This window comes from Leucobacter komagatae (assembly GCF_006716085.1).
Lineage (GTDB): Bacteria > Actinomycetota > Actinomycetes > Actinomycetales > Microbacteriaceae > Leucobacter > Leucobacter komagatae.
The window spans coordinates 1,058,535-1,070,748 of record NZ_VFON01000001.1; the positions used below are offsets into that span (position 1 = coordinate 1,058,535).

At 59.3% G+C, this 12,214-nt stretch carries 14 protein-coding genes; 11 read left to right on the top strand and 3 right to left on the bottom strand.

Annotation, left to right across the window (positions count from 1 at the left end; all coding sequences use genetic code 11):
- Positions 1 to 90 precede the first annotated feature (90 nt).
- From FB468_RS04920 to FB468_RS04950, 7 genes are all read left to right on the top strand, one after another.
- Positions 91 to 570, top strand: coding sequence for a hypothetical protein (locus FB468_RS04920; RefSeq protein ID WP_141886351.1), 480 nt, complete (start codon positions 91 to 93; stop codon positions 568 to 570).
- Between the two features lie 91 nt (positions 571 to 661).
- Positions 662 to 1,231: a hypothetical protein gene (locus FB468_RS04925; RefSeq protein WP_141886352.1), complete on the top strand. Its 570-nt coding sequence runs from the start codon at positions 662 to 664 to the stop codon at positions 1,229 to 1,231.
- Positions 1,232 to 1,318: 87 nt separating this feature from the next.
- On the top strand, positions 1,319 to 1,498 hold the full coding sequence (locus FB468_RS04930; protein WP_141886353.1) for a hypothetical protein: 180 nt from the start codon (positions 1,319 to 1,321) through the stop codon (positions 1,496 to 1,498).
- 630 nt (positions 1,499 to 2,128) lie between these two features.
- Positions 2,129 to 3,064: a bifunctional DNA primase/polymerase gene (locus FB468_RS04935; protein ID WP_246055941.1), complete on the top strand. Its 936-nt coding sequence runs from the start codon at positions 2,129 to 2,131 to the stop codon at positions 3,062 to 3,064.
- A complete protein-coding gene (locus tag FB468_RS04940; RefSeq protein WP_141886355.1) occupies positions 3,061 to 4,458 on the top strand; it encodes a DNA primase family protein in 1,398 nt (465 codons plus the stop codon). Before FB468_RS04935 ends, FB468_RS04940 begins: the two co-directional genes overlap by 4 nt.
- A 732-nt stretch (positions 4,459 to 5,190) precedes the next feature.
- The gene (locus tag FB468_RS04945) at positions 5,191 to 5,403 is read left to right on the top strand and encodes a hypothetical protein (protein ID WP_141886356.1); all 213 of its coding nucleotides are present in this window, start codon (positions 5,191 to 5,193) and stop codon (positions 5,401 to 5,403) included.
- Positions 5,403 to 6,020 (top strand): recombinase family protein, encoded by a 618-nt coding sequence (locus FB468_RS04950; protein WP_141888140.1) that lies wholly within the window; start codon positions 5,403 to 5,405, stop codon positions 6,018 to 6,020. Before FB468_RS04945 ends, FB468_RS04950 begins: the two co-directional genes overlap by 1 nt.
- On the opposite strand, the gene FB468_RS04955 is transcribed toward FB468_RS04950, so the two are convergent.
- Positions 5,958 to 7,388, bottom strand: coding sequence for a hypothetical protein (locus tag FB468_RS04955; protein ID WP_141886357.1), 1,431 nt, complete (start codon positions 7,386 to 7,388; stop codon positions 5,958 to 5,960). The two genes, FB468_RS04950 and FB468_RS04955, sit on opposite strands and share 63 nt — an antisense overlap.
- Positions 7,389 to 7,397: 9 nt before the next feature.
- Positions 7,398 to 7,637, bottom strand: a complete 240-nt coding sequence (locus tag FB468_RS04960; protein ID WP_246055760.1) for a helix-turn-helix domain-containing protein — start codon at positions 7,635 to 7,637, stop codon at positions 7,398 to 7,400.
- A 128-nt stretch (positions 7,638 to 7,765) separates the two neighbouring features.
- Here FB468_RS04960 and FB468_RS04965 point away from each other — a divergent pair, with 128 nt between their 5' ends.
- Together FB468_RS04965 and FB468_RS04970 are read left to right on the top strand one after the other, a co-directional pair.
- Positions 7,766 to 8,026, top strand: coding sequence for a hypothetical protein (locus FB468_RS04965; RefSeq protein WP_141886359.1), 261 nt, complete (start codon positions 7,766 to 7,768; stop codon positions 8,024 to 8,026).
- Complete coding sequence (locus FB468_RS04970; RefSeq protein WP_141886360.1) at positions 8,014 to 8,553, top strand: hypothetical protein; 540 nt, start codon at positions 8,014 to 8,016, stop codon at positions 8,551 to 8,553. Before FB468_RS04965 ends, FB468_RS04970 begins: the two co-directional genes overlap by 13 nt.
- A gap of 160 nt (positions 8,554 to 8,713) precedes the next feature.
- Here FB468_RS04970 and FB468_RS04975 read toward each other — a convergent pair whose 3' ends face one another.
- The gene (locus FB468_RS04975; RefSeq protein WP_141886361.1) at positions 8,714 to 10,201 is read right to left on the bottom strand and encodes a recombinase family protein; all 1,488 of its coding nucleotides are present in this window, start codon (positions 10,199 to 10,201) and stop codon (positions 8,714 to 8,716) included.
- Between the two features lie 33 nt (positions 10,202 to 10,234).
- Between FB468_RS04975 and FB468_RS04980 the strand changes: the two genes are divergently transcribed.
- Both FB468_RS04980 and dprA read left to right on the top strand, forming a co-directional pair.
- Entirely contained in the window at positions 10,235 to 10,873 is a 639-nt protein-coding gene (locus FB468_RS04980) for an ATP-binding protein (RefSeq protein WP_246055761.1), read from the top strand.
- A complete protein-coding gene (gene dprA / locus FB468_RS04985) occupies positions 10,870 to 12,165 on the top strand; it encodes a DNA-processing protein DprA (protein ID WP_141886363.1) in 1,296 nt (431 codons plus the stop codon). Before FB468_RS04980 ends, dprA begins: the two co-directional genes overlap by 4 nt.
- Positions 12,166 to 12,214: the final 49 nt, after the last annotated feature.

The following is a 12,214-nucleotide window of genomic DNA, read 5'->3' on the forward strand; positions in this document are numbered from 1 at the left end:
GCTATGAATCCGTGGGGGTGCTCTTCGCGCCTTTCGGCACCCTCACGGAGTTCTCTCGAAAGGCGTAAACCTAGGAAGGCGAAACCAATCATGAATACCAGAGAGCAGATCGAACGTCGCATCGAGGAAACGCTGACGGCTGCAGATCTTGCAGAGGTCGACCAGATGATGGCGGCCGTGATGCAAGGGCATCGGCATGCGGAGGCGAATCGGCACCTTGTGAACCATCCACGCATCGGAGAACTCATCCAGCAGCGAGCGAATGGGGGCATGGCACTGAGTGATGAGCTTGAGGCGGAAGCCTACGGGCTGCGGCCTACGGCATCGGCGGTGCACGTGCAGGGAGGCCAGTGGAACTGCAACGGCATAGTCCACGAGCTTGCAAACGCGGAGCCGAGCAAGCAACCCCTCGACATTTGCGACTTATGTTTTGAAGGAAGGGTGTTCGACTCCTTGGACTCTCCGGCAGGTCGAACCGTCGTAGAGATTCGAGTCTGCCCGGTCTGTTCAGAACACCTTGAGCAGCAGTGGGGTCCGCTGGCTTGGAGCAGAGGTCATGGCGCAGTGTGAGGCGCAGACCAAACGCAAGGACGAGGAGGCTCTGCGGCAGTGTCGGCGTTACGCTGTCGCAGGCTCTACGTTCTGTCAGGCGCACGGCGGCATGAAGGACACGACTACGCCAGAGAAGCCACGTCTTCGGAATGATCGCGGCAATCAGGTGCAGTGCTCGGCGAACAGTAAGCGAACCGGTGAGCGGTGCCAGCGTAAAGCGATCCTCGGCGGCACGGTCTGCAAGCATCACGGCGGTGCTGTGCCTCAGGTGAAAGCGAAGGCTCGTGAACGGATGGAGGCGCTGATCGCGCCAGCGATTCAAGAGCTACAGAACATTCTCACGAAAACAGACACATCGGACGCTGATCGGTTGCGCGCGATCACGCTGCTATTGGATCGAACTGGCTTCGGAGCGAAGAGCGAGGTCGGTATCGAAGTGAAGAAGTACGAACAGATCGCAGTGTCCGTGATTCGGGAACTACCAGAGGCCCTAGAAGAGGCTGAGATCGTCGAAAATGACCCGGACGAGAAAACTATCGAGGTCGAAACCAAATCGTCTGAGAATGCGATAGAGGAGTGGCCTGGTGAGGATCAAGAGGCTGCGGAGAGGTACCCCGATCCGATTCCGTTGATTCCACGCATGGAGGGAGCAGCGCTGCCACCCAGACACCTTCGGTAGAGCGTGTCAGACCTGCTTAGCGTCTACGGGTACACGCCGGAGACGAACCCAGTACCAGTCCGCTCTTTGCGAGTGGGTATGGTCTTCATGGAGAGCCCAGCTCACCCGGCGGTCATCATCGGTACAAGCCATTCGGGTGCTGACCGTCGGAAGCTGCACCGCCTCAAATGTAGGTACATCTGGCAGGAGGAGGACGAACCAGCATGGACGTTGGACGTGCCAAGGTCAGCGACGGTGATGGTGGCGCTGCCGAGGCGCATGCGCTAGGTGTGCACGGCCTTGTTTACATTGGGTACATCCTTTTGTATAGTCGATTTATCTGGGATTGGAGACCAAGAGTCCGCCAGTGAATTTCGTTGGACGGCCGCTTCGAGCGGTGCGAGGTACAAGCGCCCTGAGGATCACACAGGGGCACCGAAGTACCGGCGAGGTGGAACCCTGTAATGGTTCGTTGAGTCTGCATTAGCAGCTCAAGTCTTTTTTAGCGACGCTGCGCTGAACCAAGGACAAACTTCCACTCTCGCAGTCGTTCGCGGAAAGACTCTCGTGGCTCTCACGAATCGGCGTCAGAGGATCGCGCGCCGTCAAATGGCGATCCTTGATCTCACAACTCTCCAAGTAGCCGAACGGATCGGCTGCCCAGTTGCTCACCTCAGTAACGTTCTCCAAGGTCGGGCGCATCCTTCCCACAGGGTACGGAAGGGGCTGGCCAGAGTTCTCTGTCTGCCTATCGAGACACTTCTCGACCCTGAGCTTCTCGAAGGCAACTACTCGGGGCATCCATCTGAGCGCGCTAAGAAGCGGGGTGCGTGATGGGGCAGAACGACAACCTCCAGTTCTCAGATGAGGCCATTGATCGCGCGTGGAACTTTATCGTTGCAACGAGCGGGGGTGACGATGATGAGCGCAAGTAATCAGATCCCAGAGGTCACCAACGAGCGCGGCTTCCTAGATGCGGCGCTTTGGTACGCGGCGGCGGGCTATCGAGTGCATCCACTCCGCCCAGCGTCAAAGCGGCCGATCCTTGAAGAATGGCAGAACGCCGCGAGCAGTGAGCGTTCCGAGGTCGCTGACTGGTGGAGCGGTCAGCACAAGGGGCGCAACATCGGCGTGGTCACTGGGGAAGCGAATCGGCTGCTTGTGATCGATGTGGACGCCAAGAACGGCGTGAACGGCATGGCCTCACTCAGCGAGTGGGAACGCGCATCGAGCATCCAATTGCCGGAGTCTCCTATCGTGCTGACGCCCTCAGGCGGGCGGCATCTTTGGTTCCGGCTGGATCAGTCGTGCAAGAGTCCAGTGGGCTGGCTTCCAGGCGTCGATGTTCGCGCAGATGGTGGCTACGTTGCGGCAGCGCCGTCGATGGTGTGGAACTCATTCCAAGATTCCAGCATGAGCAAGTCGGAACCATATGCGGCCTTCTACGCGCTCACGAAGGGCGCGCTGAATAGTCTTCCGTTGGCACCAGAAGCGCTTGTCGCGGCGATCAATCGTGACGGCGGTCGATTCCATGCGAACGCCGGAAACGATGGTTCAAGGATCGCCGGGAAGAATCTTCCCCACCTATCTGAATTCCTCAAGGAAGGGTTCAAGCCAGGTCAGCGCGACAACGACTGCTATCGGCTGGCGTGTTCACTGTGGCGGCAATTTTGGGGTGACGACGATACGGTCGAATACCTCATTCGTGAAGTGTGGGAGCGCACTCCACAGGTGCCGGATGAGTTCACATGGAGAGAAGCCTTCGCGAAGCTGAACGGCGCACGCGCCTATGTGGCGCAGCAGATCAATGCTGAACAGGCGGCTGCGGCGCGCATGATGGGAGGCCACCAGTGACTGTGAGGTTTGTCCCCATCGGTGACAGCGACGATGACGGTGCGCCAGGCCAGTTGATCGACGCGCCTCCTTCGCCACGTGCGGACAGGAAGCTGTCGAGCCACCTTCGGATTGCGAAGCGGTTTGCGTCAGAGTATCGAGACCAGTTCATCTTCGTGAAAGGCATCGGTTGGCACTATTGGAAGGGCACCCACTTTGAGCTGTCGGAGCGTGGCGAGGTCGAGCAGGCTCTTCACTCTCTGATCGAGGATCAATGGATGGAGGCGATGTCAGACGCAGCATTACAGCGGGACTTCAAAGCGGCACAGACGGCGAGCGGTGGGCGCGGCGTGCTGGAGATTGCGAGCACTCTCGAGATCTTCGCGTTCACGGTGAAGGATGTTGACGCAGACCCCTATCTCCTCAACTTAGCGAATGGCACATACGATCTGAGGACGGGGCAGCTTCAACCTCATTCACCAGAGAATCGCCTCACGAAGGTTGCTCGCGGCGCATACGATCCAGGCGCTTCAGCGCTTGCATGGCAGAAGTTCCTCAACAGGTCGATGCCAGATCCAGAGTTGCGCGCCTATCTGCAACGTTATGTCGGTGTGGCGCTGCTCGGGAAAGTGATCGAGCACACGCTGCTGGTGCTGCTTGGGCAAGGGCGCAACGGCAAGGGCGTCTTCTATGGGGCGATCAGTCACGCGCTGGGCGACTACGCGAAGACCCCAGACCCAGAGATCTTCATGAAGAATGCGGGCACCCACCCTACAGGCCAGATGGATCTGTTCGGGGCGCGATGGGCTGTCGTGTCGGAGACGTCAGGCGGTAGGCAGCTTGCGGCTGACACGGTGAAGCGGCTGACAGGCGGTGACAAGATCGCTGCGAGGAAGATGCGGCAAGACTTCGTTGAGTTCGATCCATCTCATACTGCGGTGCTCGTAACCAACCATCTCCCAAAGGTTTCAGGCGGAGATATGGCGCTATGGGAACGGTTAAAGATCGTGCCCTTTGATGCGGTGATCCCAGAGCACGAACGTGACCCCCATCTAGGAGAACAACTCCAGCTTGAGGCAGACGGCATTCTCGCGTGGGCCATTCAAGGATGGAGCGATTACCAGCGCGGCGGCGGTCTGCGTACGCCAGAGAAGGTGCGGTTCGTGACGGAAGAGTATCGAACAGATGCGGACGAGATCGCGAACTTCATTGCGGACAGCTGCTGGGCTGATCCTTCAGGGTACGTGGTGAAGAAGCGGCTTCACGAGGCATGGGAAGTATGGCGGTCGATACAGACCAGCGGCGTGCAGGCGATCGGCCGATTGGACTTCTACAAGTCGGTTGAGCGCGCGGGCTACACGGTCATCAAGGTTGCAGGTAACCAGCAGGCGTTCGCGGGCATCGTGCTGAAGTAGCGCTGCGTTCGTGCCGCACCTGCACAGTGCTGAAACCCAGTCGAACTCGTTTTTTCAGCGGTTCGGCTGGGTTTCTGCGTGTTATCGGCCGAGTTCAGTTAAGAAGTTAAACATTTTAAGAAATTCCGGATGAAGCTAAATAAAACCTCTATAGGGAAACCAAAAATTCTTAATGAAGTTAACTTCTTAACTTTGGGCTTTGAGGTGCTTCATCCCTTGCTTGTGTCCACTCACGCAAGGCGGACGAAATGAAGGAGGTTTCCGCTTTCACCCACGACAGAGACAGCCTCAAAACTTACGACTACGACCTACGATTTCGTGCGCGCTGGCGGCATGAAACAGCGCCCGTGGCGTGTGCAGAATGAGGTCTAACGTGACGGCCCGCTGGCGATGCTGAACTATCCAGCGAAGCCGAGAAAGATGCTCTCAAGGCCATACTCGCATCATGTACAAGAACCCCTCGGTTTTTGTTTACATCGGGCATCCCGCCTGTTTTGATTTCGATTCGAACTCGGCAAGTGACCGAGAATGACGGAGGACGAACAACATGAATGAGGCACTGGCGGAATACTTTGAGGCGCGAGATTCGCTCGCCGATCTAGGGCGGCGATACCGAGCAGGCGAGGCTATCCCACTGGCTCAGATCGAACGGGCGGCCAGGAGGAAGATAGCCGCGGCTGAGAGGATGAGAGGCAGCATCGAGTCTGCTGCCGTTCAGCAGGAAGCGCGAGCATGAGCACCTTCGCGAAGTCGGTAGACGAGATTCGGCGGGCGATCATGCGTGAGCACCGGGCGGGCATCGACGTTGGGGAATTGCTGGTGGCGGCTGTCACTGCGGCAGATAGGCAGCTGGCGCATGACTTCCGCAGCCTCACGGACAATCGGCCTGGCTCTTGGGAAGCCGCGCTGGTGGCGCAGGTGATCGAGCCGGAGTGGGTCGAGTGATGCGGGTCATCGGCTATCTTCGAGTGTCCACACTCGGCCAGGAGTATGGCATCGAGGCTCAGCGCGCGGCGATTGCAGCAGAAGCGGAACGGTGTGGCTGGCAGGTCGAATGGGTCGAGGACGCGGGGCGCTCGGGCAAGGACATCGACAGGCCAGGCATTACCTACGCGCTGACTCAGTTGAGGAGCGGTGTTGCGGATGCGCTGGTGGTGTCGAAGCTCGACCGGCTGAGCAGATCCTTGGCCGACTTCGCGCGCATGCTTGAGACGGCCAGCAAGCAAGGCTGGGGCGTCGTAGCTATCGACCTCGGCATCGACACCACCACGCCCACCGGCGAACTGGTCGCGAACATCATGGCGGCGGTCTCACGGTGGGAACGACGCATGATCGGCCAGCGCACGAAGGAAGGTCTCGCGGAAGCGAAACGTCGCGGCGTGAAGGTCGGTAGACCGCGCTCAGTATCACCAGAAGCCAGGGATCGCATAGTTCAGATGCGGCGTGAGGGTTTGTCCTACGGCGCGATTGCGAAGGCTCTCAATGACGATTGCGTTCCGCTACCCGCTGGTGGTCACTTCTGGTTCGCCAGTTCCGTCCGTTCCGCTATCAATAACCTCTGAGGTAAACGAGTCGAGATCCATAGCAGTTTCGGCCTCAACCTCGAGCCTTTCCGCAGCAGATATCTCATTCTCATCGTGCAGGTATTCCCGCATAATCTCGGAATGCTCATTTATCCGTGGGTCTTCACGGAGGGGGCGGAGAAGAGGCCATGTTGCCAAAGCACGACCATCAATTTTGTCCCGATCAATCAGTGCAGGAAGTAATTTGAAAGCACCATCTACTTGATCGAGCAAGCACAACCTGGCGAGGGAATACAGCTCGTCAGAGCCTGATATATCCCAGGCTTCCACTTCGCTTTGAATAGCCGCGAGTCCATGCTCCTCCTTGCTAGTAATCCAAAGGTTGACTTTAGCCATATGGCTTTCCGCCTGTGAAAGCGGAAGCTGAGTCCATTTTTCATACAGTGCCCTGCTGAATACCCAGCGTTGGTCCTTGAGTGCCTCGAACGCCGTTATTTCGAGTGCGTCGATGACCTCTTTTTGATTCAGCGCGAACTTAACCCAAACCTGGGTATGGAAGAGAACCCCCAACAACTCAAGTCTCTCGATAGCCCACTCTACGTACGCCACATCCGCGTAAAGCGGAGCGCCAATTTCGGTTTCGGAGTAGTTCTGGACATATCGACGAGAGGCTCGTGAATCATTATGGACAACACAATTGCGTCGTTCAAATACCTCCTTCACCTCGTCCCAAATCTGTGCATAGTCGGCAAAGTCAAGCTTTATTCGATCTGCGAAAAACTTCTTCCAATCTGTCAAGCTTCCAAACATTAGCTGAGTGACGCGACGTTCGATTGCAATTTCAATCGCTTCATCTACAGAGCCAAGATCTTGAAGCTCTCTCAGGGAGAACTCCTTGACGGATTCCCTAGGAAGATCATGAAGAGCTGCGGGCGCGCAGCGATAGTATTCCTCTGCCAACCTTGCTAGGTGAGTTTCGAAGGCCGAGACTGCGCTTATGAGCATGGAGTTGTGGAAGATGGGGCCCCGTGGCGTGCGATAAACGCGGCGCATGAAGTTCAAGGCGAACTCCGGACCCCAGGCAGTGTGCTTCACTGCCTCGAAGACCCGGTCGACGAGCTCTTGAGCGGACAACCCCTCGTCCGGTACGTCCACAAACGCTGCCTTAAGCAATTCCAGATCTTCTTCAGAAAGACTTCGAGGGCCCTTAAATGCTCCCTCCCAAAACTGTTCCACTGAATCAAGTTTTAGGGCTGCGGGAGAAAGCTCAACGTGGGTCTCGCGAATGGCTTCTATGGCATCGCGGAATTCTTGCCCAATAAACCTAAAGCGATCATCTTGCGTCAGCTCTCGCACCTGGTCGGTCGGCTCTTGCGTGGCCACTGGTGTTTCATCGGGCGCATCCATATGTTCACCCTACCTGGGACCAGGGGTAAAGAGGTCAGCTGGGCTGATCCCCAGTGCGCGCGAGAAACGGTAGATATTGTCCAAGCTGATGTTGCGCTCACCGCGTTCCACCTGGCCGACGTAGCTACGGTCAAGCTCGGCCTCGTGAGCCAGACCCTCTTGGCTGAGACCGCGTTCTTTGCGGAGTTCGCGAAGTCGTGCGCCGAACTCCTTGCGCTGCTGGCGCTCAAGATCGGTCGTTCGTTGCACCATTCAACACTGGAATCATGCGGCGCATGAGTCCACGGAGCATATATACCTATATCGGCGTGTGAACTCTTGACGCGAGCGGATCATAAGTACCATGTCGGGAAACAGGGTGAAGGAACGGCTACGAGTTGAACTACGCAAAAGCACGCCAGAATTCCATGTCCTACAGTCGCGTGACGCGTTTCAAGAGCGACGGTGTGCAGGTTGTGAAGAAGCGGCCGATGCCGAAGACTCGACGCGCCAAGAAGATAATCGCTGGCATGGAAGCGAACGGCTGTGTCATTAAGGATGCGGAGCAGGCGAAGTGGCGGGTGTGCGAAACGAGCTACACGTTCGAGCGGCCGCTGCTAAGTGGTGAAGAACTCAAGTCCAGAGGGTGGCAGAAGTAGTGGCACTTGAGCCGGGTCAAGGGTTGCAGCTTGACAGCGATGTTGATGATGCAACGAGCATTCTGCGCATGGTTACGACTCTGCAGGGTGAGCGGGAATGGCTCGGTCAGAGTCTTCACGACCGCATCTTGAAAGAGGTTATCTGGTTCAAGTGGGAATATCCTCGTCTCCCTCGGCCGCTCATCGACGGCAAGTACCCATGCGCATATCCTTGGTCGGCGTTAGCGCGTGAGACCTACCAGCGCTCTCCAAAGCGGGCCGGCCGTGCAGGGCAACTCGTAATTGAGCATGTTGTTCCCAAGCGAGAACTCATGGCGATGATCGCTGAACAAGCGGCCTCCCTCACCCCAAGCGGATTGGCTCATCTAATGATTGAAGGGTGCCGCGCTGTGGTGATTACCAAGGATGAAGACCGGCTCCTGACTCGGGCCGGTCTCGGGCATGTGCGAAGCAACAAGGACGACGTTTGGTCTCGGTATCGAGATGTAGGGCTAGACCTATCGACCTTTACGCCACTTGAAGTCTAAGCTTCAGCTATGGAGAGGTTCACGGACGAGTCGTATCGGACGTGCGAAGAGTGCGGAAGCGATTGTGGGCCAGAGCCATTCGTGACTGATGTGGGCTCAGAATAGCTTTCACTTGCGCGGAACACGGCGTGCATACCGTGCTTAATCCATTCACGCGCGGCTAGTTAGCGATGATGCGGACACGTTCATCCATAACTGCCCAGTGATGCTTGCGGCGGCGTTCCTCATAGGCGGATTTAGGTTCCTCCTTACGGCGTGAGATTGATCGGGGGAATCCTTGGGGGTACACGTCAATCTCCACACGCTGAATCACCTGACGCAGGAAATTCCGGCGGCGCATTGGAGTCCACGAATGCCACTCAAACCCATCTTCGGCCGCGTCTTGGATGACGGTCGAGCCTAATAGTCGACCGATTTCATTCTGTGCCTCTGAAAGCTGAGCGCGAATAGTTGCGCTACGGGAAGCGGCTTGTTCTTTTGTGATGATGTCGTCAGCGATAGCGTCCACGAGTCGGTCTAGCTGAGCTTGCAGATCGTCGCGCTTGCGTTCGGCCACCCTCAGCTGGGCTTCAGACTCTCCCACTGGCGTAACCTTGCGCTGACCCCACCTTGGATTTTTCTCTAGAGCGGCAAGCACTTTCTCGAAGACATACTCTTCAAGGAAGTCTTGTCCGATGGTTACCCTTCCACATGCGTCAGGTCCATTCACGACCTTGGTGCACTTCAAGGATGTGTAATCGTGGTGTTTGCCAGTGATGAGGCGTTTTCCGCATATTTCACCATTCTCTTTCGAGTTACCGCAGACGGTGAGGCCGCCTCCCATCGAATACTTGCCACCTTTCACACCTGGCGAGTGAGTGGCTTTGCGTGCAGGATCGTTGAAGATGCGTTGCAGCCGGTCGAAGTCGCGAGAATTGATGATCGGTTCCCAGCCTTTAATGCCGATCTTTGTTTCACCTAGCAATGATCGGTTCATGAGTATTGAGCGCAGGTTAGTTTGGCGCCAGTGTTTGCCATGCCTAGTCGGAACACTGCGGTCGTTCCAATCCTTAACGATGCTGGCAAGCGTGTCACCAGCAAGAACGCGACGGACCGCCTCATTGACGTATTTCACTTCATTCGGGTTGGGAACCAGCCGAGCGTTGCTGGCACGATAACCATAGGGTGCTGTGCCGCCGTGCCACTGGCCGTTGGCTGCGCGTTGCGCCTTCGCGGCTTTGATGCGCTCGGAAGTTCGTTCAGATTCAGCTTGATCCCATGCCGCGATGGTTGTCGCGACGGCTTGACCGTCCGCAGTGCTTAGGTCGAGTTCACCGGAGGCGACGGTCTTGATCTGCAAGCCGGTCTCTTTAACGAGTTCGATGATGTCCAAGTATTCGCGTACTTGTCGCGTCAGTCGGCTGTTCGAATAAGCAACGATGACATCGAACTCGTCGCGTCGGGCTGCTGCGAACATCTCTTTGAAGGAGGGGCGAGGCTTGGAAGATCGCATTGAAGCCGAAATGTCATTGTCCGAGTAGACATGCACCACTTCAAGCCCTCGCCGATCAGCGAGTTCGCGACAGAGATCCTCTTGTCGTGTGACACCAAGTTCGTTACCTTCGCGGTCTTTGGAGATGCGGGTGTAGATCGCTGCTCTAGTAGCCATAGTTGTTGTCGTTCCTTCGTCCGTCAGCTACTATTGTATTTAGAATTCTTCGCTGAGGCGCCCGAGTTTGGGCGCGTCGTACTCGATGACCTACGGGAGCCGCTTGAAGCCGGCACGGTGACAATCTCTCGCGCGCGACTCCACGCGACACTTCCCGCACGGCTGCAGCTCGTGCTCGCGGCAAACCCCTGCCCGTGCGGCATGTCGGGCTCGCCAGAGACCGCGCTTGCGTGCACGTGTACGCCGCACACCCGGGTCCGGTACCTTGGCAGGCTCTCGGGGCCGCTCACCGACCGAATTGACCTGCGTTTGAGGGTACACCGTGTGAGCACTGTGCTCGCCGCCCAGCGCGCTGAGCACGCGTCGGCGACGAGCGCGACGCTTCGCGCACGGGTCAGTGAGGCTCGGGGCCGCGCAGCCGCGCGGCTCGCCGGGACCCCCTGGCAGCTCAACGGCGAAGTCCCCGGAGAATGGCTACGTGGCGACGAGATGCGCCTCCCAGGGCTCACGACCCGAGCCATCGACCGGGCACTGTCGATCGGGGCGCTCACCGTGCGAGGTTACGACAGGATCTTGCGTGTGGCGTGGTCGATCGCCGACCTTGCCGGCATGCCACAGCCCGGGCGGGACGAACTCGCGCAGGCGCTCACGCTACGAGGAGCCACGCCATGACCGCGAGACTCGACAGCGAAACGCTCCCCCTCGTGACCGCGCTCGGCGGCGAGCGCGACCTCTCGGAGCGCGACACTGCAGAGGTGTTTGCGCGAGTGGTCTGGTCAAGGCTCGCTGAGCCCGGGGACGCGACGGCAGGCACGCTCGTCACTGCAGTTGGGGCGGCTCACGCGCTCAAGCTCCTCGGCACGGCACGCCCAGCCCGCGCGGCCGCGGAGGCGCTCGCAGCGGTCTCCGTCGCCGAGATCGGTAGCGACCCCGCGCTGTCGCAGCGTCAGCTGGCGGCCGGCGTCAAGCGCTGGTTACCGCGGCTCGACCGCTCCGCAACGGTGCAGGACCTAGCGACGGCCGCGTCGCTAGGGATGCGGTTCGTCACCCCCGGGTGCCCGGACTGGCCTCGGCAACTCGACGACCTCGGCGCACACGCACCTCACGGGCTGTGGGTGCGTGGTCAGGTCCCCCTGCTGAGCGAGGCGGCGCTGGCCGTCGTCGGGGCGCGCGCCTGCACCGGCTATGGCAGCCATGTCACGACGGACCTCACCGCCGCTGCGGCGAGCGCCGGGTTCAGCATCGTCTCTGGGGCGGCATACGGCGTCGACGCCGTTGCCCACCGCACGGCGCTGGCGATGGATGTTTCGACGGTGGCCGTGCTCGCGGGTGGCGCCGACCGACCGTACCCGGCGTCTCACGATCAGTTGATTTCACGCATCGCCGACCGGGGTGCCGTGTGCTCGGAGCTCGTGCCAGGGGCTGCCCCGACCCGGTGGCGTTTCCTGCAGCGCAATCGACTGATCGCCGCGCTCTCCCGGGCGGTGTTGGTGACTGAGGCGGGCGTTCGGTCGGGCACGTTGAACACCGCGGGCCACGCGGCCGAGCTGGGCCGTGCGCTGGGCGCGGTTCCCGGCCCCGTCACGTCCGCGGCTTCGGCCGGCTGCCACAGGCTCGTCCGCGAGTACAACGCGTCGCTTATCACCAGCGGGTCGGAGGTGCTTGAACTATTGGATGCCCAGGCTGACGGTGGCTTCGGGGCCACGGACACTGCGGCTGTGGCGGGCGGCGGTGCCGCAGAAGACGCCGCCGGCGAGGATCGGCAGCCGCCACTCCACCTTCGAGTGCTCGACGCCCTACCACTCAGGGGCGGGCGCCTGGCCTGCGACGTGGCCGCGCGGGCTGGGATCACGCGCGAGGAGGCGCTGCGCACGCTTGCCGAGCTCGAGTTACTCGGGTACGTGGCGCAACCGGCGGAACCGGGAGGTGGCGAACCGGTATGGCGGCTACTTCGGCGCGCGTAGCCGCTCGCCAGCGTGGTGGCCGCTAGCCAGCGCAATTGAGCGGGTGGGC